We start from the raw sequence: 19,260 nt of genomic DNA, 5'->3' as shown, positions 1-19,260 counted from the left end.
GGGCGAGGGCGCGCCAGAGCATGGCGCTGATGGCCAGGGCGTAGACGCCCACGGGCACCAGCAAATCGCCCAGGCCCTGGGTGGCCATGACACTCAACAAGCTGCCACCGGCAAGCAGTGCCAGGATCAAGGCCGGCACGGCTGCGCGGCGGCAGTCCACCAGGTAGGCCTTGAGATAGGCCAGGTGGGCAAACAAAAACGCCCCAAGGCCAAATACAAACAGGTCCTGTGGCCAGGCCAGCAGAATGTCGCCCAGCAGGGAAAATCCCAGGCCTATGCTGATCCAGTGTCGATAGGGGCTGACAGGCCCGCTGTGCAGCCAGCCGAGCAATGCCAGTACCGGTACGGGCTTGGTCAGCAGGCACAGCACCATGGCGTGCGTGCTGACGCCATAGAGGTAGGTGACAGCACCCATGATCGCAAGGATCAGCCACGCCATATCAGTTCACCGTAATCGGGCAGTCGAACACCTGCGCAGGCTCGGCTTCGGGCTCCCACGGTTGCTGAGAGGTCAGGCGCAGGCGCCCGCTGCCAGGGGCAAATACCTGAAAGCGCCATGTCGATTGACCACCGCTGCCCAGCAACTGGCCATTATCGCTGCTGGTGTAGACCTCCGGGCCCAGGCTGCGCAGCACGCCTCCTGCAGAGTCTTGAATGGCCCAGCGGTAGCCGGTGGTGGGGTTGCTCGGCAACGACAGGATCAGTTGCTGGCCCACATGCAGTTGCTGGGGGCAGTCGCTTTGATCTTCGAGCGTAACGTTGTGTGCAGGCTGTTGGGCACAGGCCGTCAGCAGGCTGAGGCCAAGCAGGGGGATAAGGCGTACAGGGGGCATTGAAGGCTCCGGTCAGGCAAACACAAGGGCGCAGCATAACCCATGAAGGGAGCTGCGCCATTCGTCGCCTGCCGATCAGAAAGAGGCGTGGGGCGGGCTGATGCTGAATTCGCCGCACATCTCCATGCTGTTGCTGTTGTGGTCCAGGCCTTCCATGGTGAACAGCCGGGCGCTGTAGCAACTCTCGACCACGCTCAGGTGCAGGGTGCCGACATCGGCCTGATTCAAGTGATACACCTGGCGGCCATCGATTTCAACGCACTCGATGTAGGACATGGACAGGATGGGGCCGTGTTCGTCTTTTTGGAACCGGTAGATACCCGACTGGATATTGATATCCAGGGTGAACGCAACCGCGCGATAAGCGGTTGAGCCAAAGTCATCGAACTCACCGGTAATGACGATTTTTTTCTGGCTGCTGGCAAAGGTCATTTCCTGCGCGGTAAACGCGGGACGATCCAGCAGTTCGGCCTTGAGTTCTCCCCGGGTTCTGGGGTTGAAGATTTTTTGTCCTGACTCCTTGAGCCTCAGGACATCCGGGTTCTCATATACAGGATGATGAAGTGCCATATTCTTTTCCTGCATTATTTTTGTGGGAATTAGCTCTATTAAGGATGGGAAATGAACAACCGTCTACTGTCATAAATGACAGTAGACGTGTCTAGTACGCGACTTGCGTGGAATTTTGGATCCAATATTCGAACTGTGTTGCTTTAAGCCCGACTTGCCTGATTAGCCGCAGTGAGGCAATCGCAGGCAAGTCAGGGCCTACAAACAGTTTTAAAACAGCACCTTGGCCACATCGGTAAAGCGCTTGGCAAAGTGTACGGTGATGCCTTCCTTCAGATAATCGGGCAGCTCTTCGAAATGCCCGCGGTTCGGTTCGGGCAGAATCAGTTCGTTGATTTTTTGCCTGCGCGCCGCAATTACTTTTTCGCGCACGCCGCCAATCGGCAACACATGCCCGGTCAGGGTCAATTCGCCGGTCATGGCGATGCCTTTTTTCGGCGGCTGATTGCGAGCCAGCGACAGCAGGGCGCTGGCCATGGTCACGCCTGCGCTGGGGCCATCTTTGGGCGTGGCCCCTTCAGGCACATGCAGGTGGACAAAAGCTTCATCGAAGAACTTCGGATCGCCGCCAAATTGCTTCAGGTTTGAGCTGATGTAGCTGTAGGCGATTTCAGCCGACTCTTTCATCACTTCACCCAGTTGCCCGGTCAGCTTGAAGCCGCGATTGAGGGTGTGAATACGTGTTGCCTCGATCGGCAGCGTCGCTCCGCCCATGCTGGTCCAGGCCAGGCCGGTAATCACCCCGGTACCGCTGATGACCTGTTCGTTACGGAACACCGGCATGCCCAGTGAAGCTTCAAGGTCTTTGGGGCCGATCTTGATCACGGCTTTGGGGTCTGCCAGCAGCTTGACCACGGCCTTGCGTACCAGTTTGCCCAGTTGTTTTTCCAGCTGGCGCACCCCGGCTTCGCGGGCATAACCGTCAATCACCGCGCGCAGGGCGCTGTCGCTGATGCTCAGTTTGTCTTTGGCCACACCTGCTTTTTCGAGCTGTTTTGGCCACAGATGACGCTTGGCGATCGCGACTTTTTCTTCCGTGATGTAACCCGAGAGGCGAATCACTTCCATACGATCGAGCAACGGGCCGGGGATCGAGTCCAGGGTGTTGGCGGTACATACAAACAGCACTTTGGACAGATCGAGGCGCAGGTCGAGGTAATGGTCGAGGAAGTCGACGTTCTGTTCCGGGTCGAGGGTTTCCAGCAAGGCCGAAGCGGGGTCGCCCTGGAAGCTCTGGCCCATCTTGTCGATTTCGTCGAGCATGATCACCGGGTTCATTACTTCAACATCTTTCAGTGCCTGCACCAGTTTGCCCGGCTGGGCGCCGATGTAGGTGCGGCGATGGCCCTTGATCTCGGCCTCGTCGCGCATGCCGCCGACGCTGAAACGGTAGAACGGGCGACCCAGGGACTCGGCGATCGACTTGCCGATACTGGTTTTGCCCACGCCCGGCGGGCCGACCAGCAGTACGATCGAACCGCTGACCGAGCCTTTGTAGGCCCCGACGGCGAGGAATTCGAGGATGCGATCCTTGATGTCATCAAGGCCGGCATGATGGGCGTCGAGCACCTTGCGGGCGTGTTTGAGGTCGAGCTTGTCTTCACCCAGCACGCCCCAGGGCACCGACGACGCCCAGTCCAGGTAGTTACGGGTCACGGCGTATTCCGGCGACCCGGTTTCCAGGATCGACAGTTTGTTGATCTCGTCATCAATGCGCTTTTGCGCCTGGGTCGGCAGGGTCTTGCCTTCAAGGCGCTGCTTGAACTGTTCGATATCGGCGCTGCGATCATCCTTGGTCAGCCCGAGCTCCTGCTGGATGACCTTGAGCTGTTCCTTGAGGAAGAATTCGCGCTGATGTTCGCCGATCTTAAGGTTAACTTCGGCTGAAATCTCTTTTTGCAGCCGCGCTACCTCGACCTCCTTGCGCAGCATGGGCAGCACTTTTTCCATGCGTTTGAGCATCGGCACGCAATCGAGCACCTGTTGCAGCTCGTTGCCGGTGGCAGACGTCAGGGCCGCTGCGAAATCGGTCAGCGGCGACGGATCATTCGGGCTAAAACGATTGAGGTAGTTTTTCAGCTCTTCGCTGTACAGCGGGTTGAGCGGCAGCAGCTCCTTGATCGCATTGATCAGCGCCATGCCGTAGGCCTTCACCTCGTCGGTGGGCTCCTTGGGCTGCTGCGGGTACTCGACCTCAACCAGATACGGCGGACGGTGATGCTTGAGCCACATGCTGATACGCACGCGGCTCAGGCCCTGGGCCACAAACTGCAACTTGCCGTTTTCGCGGCTGGCGTGATGGACCTTCACCAGGGTGCCGTATTCCGGCAGGCTTTTGGTGTCGAAGTGGCGAGGGTCATCAGGGGGCGTGTCGACAAAAAACAGCGCCAGGGAGTGATGGGGGGATTTGCTGACCAGTTCCAGGGTCTCGGCCCAGGGTTCTTCATTGACGATGACCGGCAGCACTTGTGCCGGGAAGAACGGCCGATTGTGAATCGGAATGATGTAAACCTTGTCCGGCAGATTCTGCTCCGGCAATGCCAATTCAGTCCCTCCAGAATGTGGATGGTGTTCGGATTCAGTGTGTTCTACATCGGTGTACTCAGTGGTGTTGTCCGGAAACTCTTGCTGGTCGCTCATGGGGCACCTGCGCAATTGGGTATGGATGTTAGATGGGGCGCGGTGCCAGTGGTTTCAATGGTGAACAGATTTTCATGTGTAAGGAGAAGAAACCCCGTAGACGGATAGGCGGGTACAGGGAATATTCAACTGTGGGAGCTTGACCGACGATCAGGTCATTCTCGTGCCCGTATTTCATGGTCGCTTCGCAATCAAACCCAGCCTCACGCCTTCCTCGGCGGCAGAACAACTGCTTGCACGTCGATTGAAGAAATAATCCGTCAAACCCCCGTGCGATAGGCCTTTGTCGCCAACAACTTGACAGTAGACGGCCCGAAATTAATGGGTGATCTTCTGTCTGCAGCAGTTGGATCCATAACAACAAAGATGGATTGGAAGGCCACCGGTATGGCTTTTTCAAGGAAGTCGCGGGAGCGCTTATGTGGCCATTGGCATTCACTCAATGGATTGAGGGCGCAGCATGAAGTTGCGCAACAGTTTTCAGGCGCGTATCAGCCTGTTTCTTGCCTTGCTCCTGCTGTTGGTGATCGGTGCGGTGTACTTCGCCGTTAAAGCCGTGACCATTACCGTGGCCAGCGATCAGGCGCAAGAGCAGCTCAAGACCGGAACCCGGGTGTTCGAGCGCTTTATGGATCTGCGCTGGCGGCGTATCCAGTACGGCCTCAACTGGCTGACCAATGACTCGGATTTCCGTGAGGCGACGATCAAAGGCAGCCCCTCGCTGATAGAGCACGCCCTGCAGGAGTTCGAGGCGAGCCTGCATGGCAGTGAGCTGTTTGTGCTGGATCTGGACGGCAATATCATCACCAGCACCCTCAAGGGCCTGCCAGCGGGGCAGGCATTTCCTTATGCCAAGGCTCTGCGGCTGGCCCGTCGCAACACCCAGACCATGGTCATCGGCATCCTGGCAGGGCGCCCGTACATGCTGGTGCAAGGGGTGGTGCTGGGCCCTTTGCCTGTGGTGCGCGTGGTCTCGGGGATGCCGATGGACGACGTGTTTGCCCATGAATTGAGCTCCCTGAGCAACCTTGAAGTGTCGTTTATGACGGTCAAGCCAGGCGAAAGCGGAATACTGAGCAGCACGCAGCCGGACTTCATGAGCGCCAGCATTATTGAATTCGTGCAGGAGCATACGCCGGGCTCGACAATCCATTTCAGCGAATTCCACGGCCGGCGCTTTCTTGGCCAGATGCTGCAACTCGCCAACTCCGGTGACCCGGGCAACGGCCAAGTCATGGCGGTGCTGCAAAGCCCGCTGGATCAGACGATGCAGGCATTCGACTCGCTGGATCGCAAGTTTCTGTGGATATCCCTGGGGGCTTTGCTGGCTTCATTGCTCGGCGCCTTGTGGCTGGCGCGGGCGGTTTCGCGGCCGGTCAGCCTGTTGGCGGAGGCTGCGCAGCGCATTGGCCGGGGCAACTACGAAACGCCGGTGGAGCTTACACGCAGGGACGAACTGGGGTTTCTGGCCAAGGCGATCAATGCCATGCAAAGCGGGATTGCCGTGCGCGAGCAGCAGCTGGCACATAACGCCCTGCACGACCCGCTTACCGGTTTGCCCAACCGCGCCCTGGCCATGGAACGCCTGGGCAGTGCCATCAGCGCAAGGCGCGGCGTGGTGCTGATTTACCTGGGGATCGAAAATTATCGTGTGATCAATGAGAGCTTCGGCCCCGAGGGTGGGGAGCGGATCATGCGTGAGTCCGCCCGCGTGATGCTCGACGCTCTGCGTGAGCGCGATACGGCAGCACGCATCACCGGCAACGAGTTCTTGTTACTGCTTGAAAGCACCCAGGTCGATGTGGGTGTTGCGCTGGCTGACAGGTTGTACGCATTGCTCAAGCGTCCGCTGAGCATTGATGGGCACGAGGTGTTGCTGGAAGTCTGCATGGGCATTGCGATCTACCCGCTCAATGGGCAGAGCGCTGAAGAACTGATCAGCCGTGCTGCGATTGCATGCCGGGATGCCGCCGCCTTGCCGGGTTATTTGCAGGTGTATCAGCAGGACCGTGACCTCGCCCACCAACGGCAAATCCAGCTGATCCGGGACTTGCGCAGTGCCGCCAGCGATGGCCAGTTACAGCTGTATTATCAGCCCAAAATGGATATCCGCAGTGGCCATGTGCGCCAGGCTGAAGCGCTGTTGCGCTGGCAACACCCGGAACTGGGCATGGTCTCGCCGGCGGAATTTATTCCACTGGCTGAGCGCACGGGCAGCATGTTCCTGCTGACGGGCTGGGTCATCGAGGAAGGTATCCGTCAGTTGTCCGCGTGGAACCGCAAGGGCCTGCATATGCAGCTGTCGCTGAATATCTCGGCGGAGGATTTGCACGGTGAAAATCTGTTGATGACTGTCGAGCGCCTGCTCAAGCGTTATCAGTTGTCGGCTGAGCAACTGATATTCGAAATCACCGAAAGCACGGCCATGCGCGACCCCGAACACTCGCTCAACGTGCTGGAAAAGTTGCGTGACGGCGGGATCAGCTTGTCGGTGGATGACTTTGGCACCGGTTACTCGTCGCTGGCGCATCTCAAGCGCTTGCCGGTGCAAGAGCTGAAAATCGATCAATCGTTTATCCGCAACCTGGACGAAACCAGCGAGGACGCGGTGATCGTGCGTTCGACCATCGAAATGAGCCACAACCTGGGGCTCAAGGTGGTGGCTGAAGGCGTGGAGTATCAGCATACCCTTGAACTGCTCGAGCGCTGGCACTGTGATACGGCCCAGGGCTATCTGATCAGTCGGCCAATGGAGGCCGTGGCGTTCGAGGCCTGGGTGTGGAAATTGCGGGCAACGGTTTAAAACCGGGCTCACAAAAAAGGCGGCTATCTCTCGATAGCCGCCTTTTTCAATACCAGCTGTAAATCTTACTCAGCCAGTTTGAACGCCATTACATAGTCACCTTTTTTGGTGCCCAGGCCGCCGTGACCGCCCGCCATGACCAGCACATATTGAGTGCCGTCCTTGCCGGTGTAGGTCATCGGGGTGGTCTGGCCGCCAGCAGGCAGGCGACCTTCCCACAGTACTTTACCGTTGCTTACGTCGTAAGCACGCAGGTACTGGTCAAGGGTACCGCTCAGGAAGGCCACACCACCTGCGGTGGTGAAGGTCCCGCCCAGGCTTGGAACACCCATGGACAACGGGATCGGTACCGGCGAGCTGTCACGCACGGTGCCGTTTTTGTGTTTCCAGATCACTTCGTTGTTGGTCAGGTCGACTGCAGCAACATAACCCCACGCCGGTGCCTGGCAAGGCAGGCCCAGTGGCGACAACAGTGGCTCCAGGATCACGCCGTAAGGTGCGCCTTTGTTCGGTTGAACGCCGGAGGTTTCGCCTTTGCGCGGGCCCATTGCAGCCACGTCGGCCTGCGGAACCAGCTTGGAGGTGAACGCCATGTAGCTCGGGTTCAGGAAGGCAATCTGGCGAACCGGGTCAACCGAAATGCCACCCCAGTCAAACACGCCGAAGTTGCCTGGATACACGATCGAGCCTTGCAGCGATGGCGGGGTGTACATGCCGTCATAGCGCAGGGACTTGAAGTTGATCCGGCACAGCATCTGGTCGAATGGGGTTACGCCCCACATGTCGCGTTCGGTCAAGACCGGAGGAATCATGTTCAGGTCAGAACGTGGCTGTGTCGGTGCAGTGTGGTCACCTTCAACAGCGCCGCCCGGGGCCGGAACCTCGGTGATCGGCACAATGGCTTCGCCAGTGCGACGGTCCATCACGTAGATGCTGCCTTGTTTGGTGGAAGCCAGCAGGGCCGGTTTCACGCCATCGGCGGTTTTCAGGTCCATCAGGGTTGGTTGACCACCTACGTCCATGTCCCACAGGTCATGGTGAGTAAGCGGACGGTACCAGCGGACTTTACCGGTGTTGATGTCCAGGGCGGTGATGCCAGCGGCATAACGCTCGGAATCTTCGGTACGGTCGCCACCATATTGGTCAGGCGTCTGGTTACCCATCGGCAGGTACAGCATGCCGAGGTCTTCGTCGACAGCGAACATCGACCACATGTTTGGCGAGTTACGGGTGTAGGTTTCGCCTTCAGCAATCGGAGTGGTTTTCTCCGGGTTGCCGCTGTCCCAGTTCCATACCAGCTTGCCGGTACGTACGTCGTACGCACGGATCACGCCCGATGGCTCGTCGTTGGAAATGTTGTCGGTCACGTGGCCGCCAATCACGACCAGATCTTTGGTCACGGCAGGTGGCGAGGTGGAGTAGTAACCACCCGGAGCAAAGGTACCGATGTTGTGACGCAGGTCTACCGCGCCATTGGTGCCGAAGTCTTCGCACACTTTACCGGTGTCGGCGTTCAGGGCGATCAGACGGGTGTCGGCAGTCGGCAGGAACAGGCGGCGCGGGCACGAGTTGCTGGATGTAGCAGCAGCAGGCTCGGCAGCGCTTTGTTCAGTGCTGACTTTGGCGTAGGCGTTTTCGTCGTGATAAGTCACGCCGCGGCAGGTCATGTGTGCCCAGCCTTTGAAGTTTTCAGCGTTCTGAGTGCTGATCTTCGGATCGTAACGCCAGATTTCCTTACCGGTATCCGGGTCAAGGGCTATGACCTGGCTGTGCGGGGTACACACATACAGCATGCCGTTGACTTTCAGTGGGGTGTTCTCGGCGGTTGTTTCGCCGGGATCGCCTTCACCAGGGATGTCACCGGTGCGGAATGTCCAGGCTGGTACCAGCTTGTGGGCATTTTGCGGGGTGATTTCTTTCAGCGGCGAGTAACGGTCACCAAAGGCGGTACGACCGTAGGACTGCCAGTCACCATCGGGCATGGCCGGTGCAGCGTTGGTCATGCCAGGTACGGCATCACGGTCCAGTTGGCCTTTGATTTCACCCGGGCTGGTGAACTGGCTGGCCAGTGCAGCCAGACCGGCCAGCACTACGGCAACGCTCAGTGCGCCGGTGGCAACCGGTGCCGACTGACCGCGCAGGACAGGGCGACGGAACCATGGTAGCAGCAGGACGATACCGATGGCGAACCACATGGCCAGACGTGGCACCAGTTGCCACCAGTCCAGACCGACTTCCATCAGTGCCCATACGGTGCTGGCGAACAGTACCAGTGCGTACAGGGTCAGTGCTGCGCGGCGCCCGGCAATCAGCAGTGCGCCCGACAAGCCAAAACCGATCCCGGCCAGCAGGTAGTACCACGACCCGCCCAGCGTGACCAGTTTGATACCCCCGGCCAACATGGCCAGGCCCATTAGCAGCAGCAAGATACCGAGAAGGCTCGGTAGCAGGCGGCTTCGACTGAAAGCACCTTCAGTGCTCATAGTGTGGTTCTCCGTTGCGTTTGAGGTGTTCCCGCGAGGGTGGGGTCTTTAAGGGACGAACCGACGCGGGAGTGAATCAGCTAAATAGGTGTTCGATCACAACCTTCAAGGTTGTTGTTGCAGTCCGTTTGTCAGAACGCACTTTGAATTTTCAGACCGCCAATCAGTGCGTCATCCAGCTGGCTGACGCCGCCCGGGTGGCGGATGTACTGCAGGTTCGGTCGAACGGTCAGCCAGTTGGTGACGTGGATGCCGTAGTACAGCTCGGCGCTGTATTCAGTGTCCTGGGGAGGCAGGTAGTCCGGGTTGTCGAAATCGTAGATGGCGCGGGCCTGGTTAGTGGCCTGGGCGTTCTTGCGATAAGCCGGGTTGACGTGAACGCGCGCCATGGCAAAGCCGATATCGTCCTTGGGACGGGCATCGAACACGCCTTTGTAGACGACGCCAGCCTGGACGTAGTTGTCCACGGCATTGGTTTTCTTGTCGTGCATGGTGGCATTGGCAAACACACTCAAGCCCCTCGACTGGTCGCTGGCGCGGGTAGTGAGCTGTTGTTGCACGCCCAGCCACATCCCGTGTTTGCTTGAACTGCTGCGATACGCTTCACCGGTCAAGGCTGCTGGCTGGCCGTTGGCATCTTTGTAAGCATCTGTTGCCTTGGCATTACTGTAGTAGTAACCCGCGCGGTATTCCCCTGGCAGGCCATTAATTTTTGGCGTCCACACCAGTTCGATCGGCAGTACTGCGCCCTGGGTGCCGCTGCCGCTGAGCTTGAAGCCGTTGCCGCGATCCAGGTTGGACGGGTTTTGCTCATAGGCACCGACCTGTGCGTACAACTCGGGGGTCAGGTGATACTTGACCCGCAGGGCCCACTGGCTGACGGGCCAGTTGTACCAGATGCTGCCGGCCCAGTTGCCCACCTGTGAGCCGCAGAACGCCAGGTTCTGGAAATCGCAAGGGAACGAGTTGAAATCTTCGCCCTGACCAAAGCGGCCGACTTTGATGTCGAGCTTCTGGTCAAAGAATTTCTGCTGGTACCACATTTGCGTCAGGCGCGTGGTCTGGCCACGGCCCCAGACTTCCTGGGCCGAAGTGAAACCGCCCACCCGTGGATCGTTGATGCGGTCATTGCTGATGTTGTTGCCGCTGCGATGGGTGATGGTCAGCTGAAATTCAGCGTCGTCCCAGCCCAGGATCTTTTGCAGGTCCAGGTGCGTGCCCAGGCCGAACTGGTCGCTGTAGCGCGCCGTGCGGTCATGGTCATAGCCGCCGTGCAGGTTGGAGCCGACTTCGCCTACATAGTCGAGGGAAAAGGAGTAACCCTGCTTTTCCAGTTCGCTACGGGTACCACCCCAATCGCCGAGCATCCACTTGGAGTCAGCGTCAAAGGCGGGGGCCGCCTGCACGCAAGTAGCCAGGCCCAGAGCGGTAATGCCGCCGATCAAAGCCAGAGCTTTTTGCCCGGCAACAGGAAGCAGCGCGCTGTGTTTGCGCATATTCAGGAATGTGGACATAGGTCGAGATGCGAGTCTTTATAGGTATGGCTGTGGCAGTGGGTAGCGCTGTCTTTGAGGGCAGGGCTGACACTTCAGAGTTAAGGGCGGAATGAATCGTTTCAGCCCTTTATGCGGAAATGATAAAGCCCCGAAACGTTTAGAAACAGCACTTTAAGTGACATGGATCATTTCTGATTCAGTAACAGTGTGCTGCGACGGTTCGTCCCAGGGCTCTTTTGTCGCGCCCCGACTTGATTGGAGGCCGCGTATTTACTGCTGTGCAGCTTAGAACGTGGTGCGCAGGCCTACCTCGATACCGCGCCCCGGTGCGGGGGCGATGTCACGTAAAATAGAACTGGCATAACGCACGGTCTGGTTGGTCAGGTTGTCGCCTTTGACAAACGCCAGCCACTGGCTGCTGCCCACATCGAAGTGATAACCGGCACTGGCGCCCAGAGTGGTGTAGCCATCAGTGCCCGATTCGTTGGCCGGCACACGGCCCTGATTGCTGGCATGTTCGACGTCAACCCGCGCTTGCCAGCGGTCCATTTCCCACAGCAAGCCGCTGCTCAGGCGCAGCGGGGCAATCCGCGGCAAGGCTTCGCCGGTGTCGAGGTTGGTGGCGCGGGTGTAGTCGCCCGACAGTTCCAGTGCAAACTTGCCATAGGCACTTTCTCCGAGCTTCCAGTGATCCTTGGCCTCAAAGCCGGTGAAACGCGCCCTAACCCCGGAATAGGTGTATTCCGGAATGCCGTCGGCGTCTGGCTCGCCTTCGTCGTTCAGTGTACGACCTGTACCCAGCAGACCGATGTAATTGGAGAAGTGGCTGTAGAACACCCCGATGCTGCCATTGTGGGTGCCATTGTCGAAGCGCAGGGCCAGGTCGCTGGATACGGCTTTTTCCTTCGACAGATTGGCGTTACCTACTTCATAGGTGCCGGTAGCGACGTGGGCGCCATTGGCGTACAGCTCGTAGAACGTTGGTGCGCGTTCGGTATAGCCCAGGGTGGCCGCCAGCGACCAGATCGGGGTGAGGGTGAACACGGCGCCTGAAGACAGGCTGCCCGCCGTGAAGCTCCTTGAACGGTCCGCCGCGGCAAAGCGCTCATTGCCCTTGGCGTCCGGGTCGACCACGGTGCGCTCAAGGCGCCCGCCGAGGCTCAGTTTGAGGCGCTCGGTGGCCTGCAGTTCTTCAAGCACAAACAGGGCGCCGCTGTTGGTGTCGGTTTGCGGTACGAAAGCTTCTTCACCAAGGGCCGAAAATTCGTTGCGATTGACCTGTGCGCCAATGACACCCTCAACCGGGCCGATCGGTACATGGCGGGCTTCAACGCGGGCTTCGTAGCCCTTGTTCTTGAACGTGGTGCCGACTTCGCCGCCCTCGATTTCGCGGTGCTCGTAATCGGTGTAGCCGGCATCTATTTTCAGCGAGCTGAACGGGCCTTGCAGGTTGCGGATTTCGGAGGCAAAGGCGTAGTGATCCTGCTTCATGCGGATGCGTACGTCCTGCTCGGCCGGTGAGCCGTAGTTGGCGTCGTAAGTGCTGTACGACAAGCCTGCGTAACCATCTTCCCAGGTGTAGGAACCGCCCACGGCACCGCCGTCCTGCCGGCCATTGCTGTTACCCAGACGGCCTTTTTTCTCGTCACCGTCTTCGCTTTCGGGGGCATGACGGCTGCGGGCATAGCCGGGGATTTTCAGGTCGTTGAACTCGCGGGCGTTGGCATCCAGATGCAGGGCGAAGGTGCCATCACCGGCTTCCAGCTTGCCCGCGCTGCTGCGGGTGGTGTCGGCACCGCCGTAGCGCAGTTCGCCTGCCCCGTGAATGCCGTCGATGGCGGTAGTGGGGATACGGTTGTCGAAGGTGTTGACCACGCCGCCGATGGCGTTGCCGCCGTACAACAGGGCGGCAGGGCCGCGAACAATTTCGATTCGTTCGACGTTGACCGGGTCCAGCGGTACCGCGTGGTCATAAGACAGCGATGAGGCATCCAGAGCGCCGACGCCGTTGCGCAAGATGCGAATACGGTCGCCATCCAGGCCGCGAATGATCGGTCGGCTAGCGCCGGGGCCGAAGTAGGACGAAGACACGCCGGGTTGTTTGTTGAGGGTTTCGCCCAGGCTGCCTTGCTGATTAAGGGTCAGGTCGTCGCCTTCCAGTACCGTTGTGGGTGAGGCCAGCTGGGTGTTGCCCAAGGGGTTCCCGGTAATGACTTGCTGGGGCAGATCGAGGGCGTAGGCCGGGGAGGCGAGCAGCAGTGCGGTGGCGAGCGGCGTTAGACGAAGGCGACGCAAGTGACGCGGGAGTGCAGGGGAGGACATTACAAGTTCCTTGGCAGGGTGACGAAAGAAAGCGGCGCTGAGCGCTCTTTGACTGGACAGGTATAGTTACAATATAACATCACTTTAATCTGTCAAAGCGCAACTTTCATTTCTGCCCCGGGACACGGCTAGACTGGTTGCTTGGCGAATGCACTTCCCCCTGAGCAGGTGCTCGGCTAAGGTGCGCGGCTTTCTCTCTTTTGCTTTAAAGGCCCGGCATGACTGAACCCAACAACAACCCATTGCACGGCGTGACGCTGGAACAGATCCTCACTGCGCTGGTGGCGCATTACCAGTGGCAGGGGCTGGCCGAGCGCATTGATATTCGCTGCTTCAAGAGCGACCCGAGTATCAAGTCGAGTTTGACGTTCCTGCGCAAAACCCCTTGGGCGCGGGAAAAGGTCGAAAAGCTCTATGTGAAATACGCCCGTACCAAGCGCGAGCTTTGATCGGCACATGAGTGCGTTGTCCAGGCACAGGCTCTGCCTGCTGCTGGCGATCCTGGGCTGGAGCGGCCTGGCGATTCAGCTTGAGCTGGTACTGTTCGCCCGCTGGCAGAGCGGTGCGAGTGTGGTGGGTGGGCTGGTGAGCTATTTCAGTTTTTTCACCATTTTGACCAACACCCTGGCCGCCAGCGTACTGACCTGTGCAGCCGATACCCCCCCGTCAAAAGGCAGGGCGTTTTTCTTGCAACCGTGGGTTAGCAGCGGCATTGCTGTCAGCATTATCGTGGTGGGAGCGGCGTATAGCCTGTTGCTGCGCCAACTCTGGCAGCCTGAAGGTCTGCAATGGCTAGCCAATGAGATATTGCATGACGTGATGCCGGTGCTGTTTACGCTGTACTGGTGGTTTTACGTGCCCAAGGGATTGTTGCGCGTGAGCCATATCGGACTCTGGATGCTGTATCCGCTGCTGTATTTCGCCTACATCCTGTTGCGTGGGCACCTGCTGGGTGTGTACCCGTATCCGTTTGTCGATGTCGAAAAACTGGGCTATTGGCAGACGTTTATCAATGCTGGCGGAATTCTGGCGGGGTTTGTGGCGGTGGCATTGGGGGTGGTGGCGGTGGATCGTCTCAGGGGGCGCAAGTACTTGTAGCAGCTGCCGAAGGAACGAGGCTGCGTTCGGCTGCGAAGCAGTCGTATACACTGAGAACCGGGGTTAACTGGCTCAGCGTGGTGTCTGATATTGCGACGACTACGTCGCCGAACCCAGCCACGTTCCTTCGGCAGCTGCTACGGGGTGTAGGAGCAATTACTCTTCGGTACTGCCATCCAGGCGCCAGTAGCCCACAGCCTTGACGAATTCTTCGTTCAGGCCATGGGTGTCCAGCAGCACTCGGCGCACTTTGCGCGACAGCGCGCTTTCGGTGGCCACCCAGGTGTACAGCGCACCTTCGGGGATGCTCAATGCTTCGACGGTTTTAAGCAGGTCCTCGCCCGGTACATCACGGTGTACCCAGATCACTTCGACCGCTGCGGCGCTGTGCAGGGGGTGTTCTTCAAGCGCGTTTTCGACCTCGATCACCACCAGGGCACGGCGGTTGGCAGGCAGCTCTTCAAGGCGCCGGGCAATGGCCGGCAGCGCGGTTTCGTCACCGATCAGCAGGTAGCTGTCAAAGATGTCCGGTACTACCATCGAACCGCGCGGCCCGCCGATATGCAGATACTGCCCGGGCGTGGCCTGGGCGGCCCAAGTGGCTGCCGGGCCGTCACCGTGCAGGACAAAATCGATGTCCAGCTCAAAGGTGTTCAAGTCAAAACGGCGTGGGGTGTAGTCGCGCATCGGCGGCATTCCACCTTTTTGCCCGGCGCTCAGTTCCAGGGTTTCCAGCGCTGCCTGTTCTTCGGCGGTCTGCGGAAAAAACAGCTTTACATGGTCATCGCTGCCCAGGCTGACAAACCCCGTCAGCTGTGGGCCTCCCACGGTAATTCGGCGCATGCGCGGGGTCAGGTCGACCACGCGCAGCACTTCGAGTTTACGACGTTTGATTTCATGCATGACCCGGTGAATGGTCTGGGGTGTGGCAGCATTCATTCAGCGTTCTCCTGCGCAGGCTGGGCAGATACAGGGCCATCGACGATGGCTTTGGCGGTGTTGTTGAGCAAGTCGCGTACCCGCAGGATTTCTGCCGGGCTCCAGCGACCGTGGTGCATTTGCAGGGCATGGCGCAGGTTGTGCACCGCCTCGTGAATCTCGGCCGGGCGATCATGGCCGCGCAGTGAGCGCTTGCTGACGTCGATGCGCATCCGCACGCCATCGAGTGCTACCGCCTGATCGGTCAGGTACTGGCGACCGGCATCGGTCACGGTATAGCGTTTTTTTCCGCCTTCGGCGTCGCCCTGAATCAGCTCGCTCTCTTCAAGGAAGGTCAGCGTGGGGTAGATCACGCCAGGGCTGGGGCTGTAGGCACCGTCGAATAAACCTTCGATCTGGCGGATCAGGTCGTAGCCGTGGCAGGGCTGCTCGGCGATCAGCGCCAACAGCAATAATTTCAGATCGCCCGGGGCAAAAACCCGGGGGCCGCGGCCACCGCGTTCGCGACCGGGGCGTTTCTCGAAGCCGTCTTGACCCGCGCCATGTTCGCGGTGATGGGGATGATGGTCTCTCATTGTCTTTTCGCTCTCTCATTAAGTTAGACATAACTTAAGATATATCTTAAGGAATGTAAAAACCCAGTCGGCGAACGGTAATGATTCTCAATGGGAGCGCTCCCACAGCTTGGCTATTTCGCTGCGGTGTGTACTGGCGCAGGTGCCAGGCACAAGGTGTTGGTGCCTGGTTGCAGATACGGCGTAAGGATCGGTGCCATGCCCTTGAGCACTTGCACCGGCAGTGCCGAGGTGAATTTGAAAGCCTCGGCCGAGCGTCCGGGAACAAACGCAGTCAAGGTGCCGAAGTGATGCTCGCCGATATAAAACACGAAGGTCGCCGTGCGATTGATCGACTTGGAGCTAAGGATACGTCCGCCAGCACCCATGCTTTCGATGCGGTTGTCGCCGGTGCCGGTCTTGCCGCCCATGGCCAGGGGTGTGCCGTCGTCGAGCTTGAAACTGCCCGATACCCGTCGCGCCGTACCGGCATCCACCACTTGCGACAGGGCTTCGCGCAGTGCCGTGGCCACTTCGCTGGGCATGACCCTTACGCCTGCGTCAGGGTCGTTGACCAGGCGGGTTTCATAGGGAGTATCTGCGGCGAAATGCAGGGTATCAATGCGTAATACCGGCAAACGTACGCCATCGTTAAGGATAATGCCCATCAGCTCGGAAAGTGCCGCCGGGCGATCCCCCGAACTGCCCAGTGCGGTGGCGAGAGACGGCACCAGGTGGTCGAAGGGGTAGCCGACTTTTTGCCAGCGCTGATGGATATCAAGGAAGGCTTCGATCTCCAGCATGGTGCGGATGCGGCTGTCGCGGGCGCTCTTGTGCCTGCTTTTAAACAGCCAGCTGTAAACTTCCTGACGCTCATGTTCGCTGGCGTCGACAGCTTGCTGGAAGGTGGCCTGCGGGTTATTGAGCAAATACCCCAGTAACCACAGATCCAGCGGATGGACTTTGGCGATATAGCCTTGGTCAGGCAGGTTGTAAGCGCCGGGGCCATAGCCTTGGTACAACTTGTCCAGACGCTCGTCGGTGATCTTGTCGTTAGTCAGATGCGAGCGCACGAAGCGGTTGAAGGTAGCCTGATCGGCATGGGGGAACAGGTAACGATGCACTGCCGACATGCGAATGGCGGTGGGGTGCATGCTGTCCAAGAAGGTATCAAGGCGGGCCTTTGAGTCTTTCCCGCGGTATTTTTTCCAGAACTTAAGCATGAAGGTGGTGCCTTCGCGGTCGGCGAAACGACTGAGGTATTCCTGGCGCATCGGGTTGCTGTCGTCACTGAGCAGGTCCGCGTTATTGCTCGGCGACTGATAGCTGGTGTAGCGCACCACGTCGCGCATCAGGCGCACAAAGGGGAGGTTGATCGACTCACGGATCGAATCGCGCAGCGTCGCGATGCGGTTGTTGTCCTGGCTGCGAAAGTTGTGGAAGTGATGCATACCGCCACCGGTAAAAAAGCCTTCGCCGGGGTTGGCCGAGTACTGACGGTTGAGTGCGGCATCCAGCATGGGTGTCAGTTGTGCACCAGGATTTTCGATCAGGTACGCCAGTGCCCAGCGGGTCAGCGGATCCTGGTGGGTGATGGGGATTTTTTTCAGCGTCGTGCCAGGCTGGCCGCCGTAACGGTCATGCAGCTCGGCAATGATCTGCAGATAGGTGGTCAACACCCGCAGTTTGGCGGTGGAGCCCAGTTCCAGTTTGCTGCCTTCATTTATATCGAAGGGCTGGTCGGTGCTGTCGGTCTGTACCCGGGCGCGGGCGCCGTCCGGCGTAAGTTCAAACAGGGTGAAGCTGTAGCGCACTTGCGCGGTACTGGTGGGCGTTAGCAGGTAGGGGCCGAGCAGGCCGATTTTGCCGGCAAATGCCGGGTTTGCCAGCTGGCGCAGGTAGTCACTGACCTGGCCCTGCAAGTCGCCCTGCAAGGTGCTGGTGGCAGACAGGTCCAGGCGGTCGAGGTCATACAGCGGGCGTTTGAGCAGCACCGAAAGGCGGCTGCGGGCTACGCTGATGCCCTTGTTGGTTTCATTGGGTTGCAGGGTTGGCGCCTGCGCCCAGTCGCGGTAAGTCACGCGGCTGGCCAGGGCGGCGGCGGTCAGCGCCGGGTCGATCACATTGTTCTGCGCCAGCAGGCGGATATGGCTGTCGGTCAGTTGCGCGAGCTCATCACGGCCCTTGGCCAGGTAGTGTGAGGGCCGACGTTGGGCGATCATCAGCGACAGCACTTCACGCAGGGCCAGGCCTCTTGATGCGAGGCTTTTTGGGTCAGTGGCGGTACTGCTCAGTTGCTGGTTGATCTGATTGAAGTCGGCGCCGTACCACACCCGCAACCCTTCGGCCATGCCGTGAACCTCGCCGTGGCCAGGCACCGCCGACAGTGGCACGCTGTTGAGGTAATCACGCACCACCTTTTGCCGGGCTGGCAGGGTTTGCGGGCCGTTCTGATAGGCACGCACGCTGGCAGAAACCATCTGGCGCAATTTTTCGCCGCCTGAGAGCGTCAGCCCATCGGGAGAGTGCCGATACTTTTCCAGTTGGGTGGCCAGGGTACTGCCGCCCGCAGATTGCCCCGGCAAGTGCAGCAGTTTTGCAGCCTGGGAGTAGGCCGCCATGGCAAAGCGCGGCCAGTCCACGGCAGGGTTGGCCTGGGGTTCATCAGGGTTGAGCAGGTTGCGGTTTTCGATAAACAGCAAACTGTGAACCACCAGCGGGGGGATGCTTGCAAAGCTGGGATACAACTGTTGCGGGTACTTGTACTGATAAAGCGAACTGCCAGCGCAGTCGGTGATCGAGAGTCCGGTCTGAATTTTTTCTGAATAGGGTACGAAAAACCCTTTCTCGCTATAGCTCAAGAGCGCTGGTGAAAAGCGGCTTTGTTGAGTAATGACGTAATCACGTTTTTGAAGGCGTGCCAGAAAGTCGCCCAGTGCGCTGTAACCCAAGCGTTTATCGAAAGGGCCTGCGCCGGGGTAAAGCATCGCGTTGCTGGGCCCTTCGTGCATCGAATAGCTGAGCGACGCAGCAAAACGGCTGAACTCGCGGGCTTGCAACTTGGAACTGCGCACCTCCTGAGCCATCACAAACCACAGCACAACCAGGACGGCCAGCACCCCAAGCCCGAGCACAAACCATCCATAACGCCTGGGCTCAGGAGGTTGTGGCGCAGGTGCGGCATCGTCCGTTACAGCTGATGACACCCTCGTCTTGCTGGAGTTGGAGTTCCACAGTACGCCCATAGTCGACAGATCCAGGTACGCATATTGGTTGCGCTTGATAGAAGCGTAGACGCTGGCAGATTCAGGTGAAAAATTTGTGAGGCTTATCTGGTGTTTCTATAGGCACGGTCTGCTGAATGGCTCTCATAAATCCAGGGTCGGGATGCATCCACAACGTGGCTTACCCATGTAAGTGCAGGAATAGAGCCTTTGCGGCAGGTTGTACGGACCGGACACATGGTGGACACACGTGCGGGGACATGGTGGACACATTATGCCCCGTAGTCAGGTTTGCTCA

At 59.0% G+C, this 19,260-nt stretch carries 13 protein-coding genes; 3 read left to right on the top strand and 10 right to left on the bottom strand.

Features of this window, described 5'->3' with window-relative positions; all coding sequences use genetic code 11:
• From GHO42_RS22410 to lon, 4 genes are all read right to left on the bottom strand, one after another.
• Positions 1–439 (bottom strand): lysoplasmalogenase (locus GHO42_RS22410; protein ID WP_153384188.1); only part of this gene is annotated, 439 nt, incomplete at its 3' end.
• Between the two features lies 1 nt (position 440).
• Positions 441–833: a protease inhibitor I42 family protein gene (locus GHO42_RS22405; RefSeq protein ID WP_088379088.1), complete on the bottom strand. Its 393-nt coding sequence runs from the start codon at positions 831–833 to the stop codon at positions 441–443.
• Between the two features lie 75 nt (positions 834–908).
• A complete protein-coding gene (locus tag GHO42_RS22400; protein WP_095001438.1) occupies positions 909–1,403 on the bottom strand; it encodes a hypothetical protein in 495 nt (164 codons plus the stop codon).
• A 210-nt stretch (positions 1,404–1,613) separates the two neighbouring features.
• Complete coding sequence (gene lon, locus GHO42_RS22395; protein WP_095001437.1) at positions 1,614–4,043, bottom strand: endopeptidase La; 2,430 nt, start codon at positions 4,041–4,043, stop codon at positions 1,614–1,616.
• 460 nt (positions 4,044–4,503) lie between these two features.
• Here lon and GHO42_RS22390 point away from each other — a divergent pair, with 460 nt between their 5' ends.
• Complete coding sequence (locus GHO42_RS22390) at positions 4,504–6,846, top strand: bifunctional diguanylate cyclase/phosphodiesterase (RefSeq protein WP_095018353.1); 2,343 nt, start codon at positions 4,504–4,506, stop codon at positions 6,844–6,846.
• A 65-nt stretch (positions 6,847–6,911) separates the two neighbouring features.
• Here GHO42_RS22390 and GHO42_RS22385 read toward each other — a convergent pair whose 3' ends face one another.
• The 3 genes from GHO42_RS22385 to GHO42_RS22375 all read right to left on the bottom strand — a co-directional run bounded on the left by GHO42_RS22385 (position 6,912) and on the right by GHO42_RS22375 (position 13,147).
• The gene (locus tag GHO42_RS22385; protein WP_095018354.1) at positions 6,912–9,329 is read right to left on the bottom strand and encodes a glucose/quinate/shikimate family membrane-bound PQQ-dependent dehydrogenase; all 2,418 of its coding nucleotides are present in this window, start codon (positions 9,327–9,329) and stop codon (positions 6,912–6,914) included.
• A gap of 131 nt (positions 9,330–9,460) precedes the next feature.
• Positions 9,461–10,825, bottom strand: coding sequence for a carbohydrate porin (locus GHO42_RS22380; protein ID WP_095001628.1), 1,365 nt, complete (start codon positions 10,823–10,825; stop codon positions 9,461–9,463).
• A gap of 285 nt (positions 10,826–11,110) precedes the next feature.
• Positions 11,111–13,147 carry a TonB-dependent receptor gene (locus tag GHO42_RS22375; RefSeq protein ID WP_095001434.1) on the bottom strand — a complete coding sequence of 679 codons (2,037 nt, stop codon included), beginning with the start codon at positions 13,145–13,147 and terminating at the stop codon, positions 11,111–11,113.
• Positions 13,148–13,365: 218 nt separating this feature from the next.
• On the opposite strand from GHO42_RS22375, the gene GHO42_RS22370 reads away from it, so the two are divergent.
• Positions 13,366–13,596, top strand: a complete 231-nt coding sequence (locus tag GHO42_RS22370) for a VF530 family DNA-binding protein (RefSeq protein ID WP_095001433.1) — start codon at positions 13,366–13,368, stop codon at positions 13,594–13,596.
• Positions 13,597–13,603: 7 nt separating this feature from the next.
• Entirely contained in the window at positions 13,604–14,245 is a 642-nt protein-coding gene (locus GHO42_RS22365; RefSeq protein ID WP_095024187.1) for a Pr6Pr family membrane protein, read from the top strand.
• A gap of 156 nt (positions 14,246–14,401) precedes the next feature.
• On the opposite strand, the gene GHO42_RS22360 is transcribed toward GHO42_RS22365, so the two are convergent.
• From GHO42_RS22360 to GHO42_RS22350, 3 genes are all read right to left on the bottom strand, one after another.
• Complete coding sequence (locus GHO42_RS22360; protein WP_133144826.1) at positions 14,402–15,184, bottom strand: siderophore-interacting protein; 783 nt, start codon at positions 15,182–15,184, stop codon at positions 14,402–14,404.
• Positions 15,181–15,759 carry a PadR family transcriptional regulator gene (locus GHO42_RS22355; RefSeq protein ID WP_095001430.1) on the bottom strand — a complete coding sequence of 193 codons (579 nt, stop codon included), beginning with the start codon at positions 15,757–15,759 and terminating at the stop codon, positions 15,181–15,183. The genes GHO42_RS22360 and GHO42_RS22355 overlap by 4 nt, the downstream gene beginning before the upstream one ends.
• A gap of 113 nt (positions 15,760–15,872) precedes the next feature.
• Positions 15,873–18,983: a transglycosylase domain-containing protein gene (locus GHO42_RS22350; protein WP_095026424.1), complete on the bottom strand. Its 3,111-nt coding sequence runs from the start codon at positions 18,981–18,983 to the stop codon at positions 15,873–15,875.
• Positions 18,984–19,260: the final 277 nt, after the last annotated feature.

It is taken from the genome of Pseudomonas sp. FSL R10-0056 (assembly GCF_009600105.1).
In the GTDB taxonomy this organism is placed as follows: domain Bacteria; phylum Pseudomonadota; class Gammaproteobacteria; order Pseudomonadales; family Pseudomonadaceae; genus Aquipseudomonas; species Aquipseudomonas bubulae.
Note: the sequence above shows the minus strand (reverse complement) of the source record. Positions and strands in the feature narration are given on the sequence as shown.

Bases quoted from the DNA above. Each gene is read 5' to 3' on its own strand.
- GHO42_RS22405 (WP_088379088.1), bottom strand. From the start codon at position 833: ATGCCCCCTGTACGCCTTATCCCCCTGCTTGGCCTCAGCCTGCTGACG.
- GHO42_RS22400 (WP_095001438.1), bottom strand. From the start codon at position 1,403: ATGGCACTTCATCATCCTGTATATGAGAACCCGGATGTCCTGAGGCTC.
- lon (WP_095001437.1), bottom strand. From the start codon at position 4,043: ATGAGCGACCAGCAAGAGTTTCCGGACAACACCACTGAGTACACCGAT.
- GHO42_RS22390 (WP_095018353.1), top strand. From the start codon at position 4,504: ATGAAGTTGCGCAACAGTTTTCAGGCGCGTATCAGCCTGTTTCTTGCC.
- GHO42_RS22385 (WP_095018354.1), bottom strand. From the start codon at position 9,329: ATGAGCACTGAAGGTGCTTTCAGTCGAAGCCGCCTGCTACCGAGCCTT.
- GHO42_RS22380 (WP_095001628.1), bottom strand. From the start codon at position 10,825: ATGCGCAAACACAGCGCGCTGCTTCCTGTTGCCGGGCAAAAAGCTCTG.
- GHO42_RS22375 (WP_095001434.1), bottom strand. From the start codon at position 13,147: ATGTCCTCCCCTGCACTCCCGCGTCACTTGCGTCGCCTTCGTCTAACG.
- GHO42_RS22370 (WP_095001433.1), top strand. From the start codon at position 13,366: ATGACTGAACCCAACAACAACCCATTGCACGGCGTGACGCTGGAACAG.
- GHO42_RS22365 (WP_095024187.1), top strand. From the start codon at position 13,604: ATGAGTGCGTTGTCCAGGCACAGGCTCTGCCTGCTGCTGGCGATCCTG.
- GHO42_RS22360 (WP_133144826.1), bottom strand. From the start codon at position 15,184: ATGAATGCTGCCACACCCCAGACCATTCACCGGGTCATGCATGAAATC.
- GHO42_RS22355 (WP_095001430.1), bottom strand. From the start codon at position 15,759: ATGAGAGACCATCATCCCCATCACCGCGAACATGGCGCGGGTCAAGAC.
- GHO42_RS22350 (WP_095026424.1), bottom strand. From the start codon at position 18,983: ATGGGCGTACTGTGGAACTCCAACTCCAGCAAGACGAGGGTGTCATCA.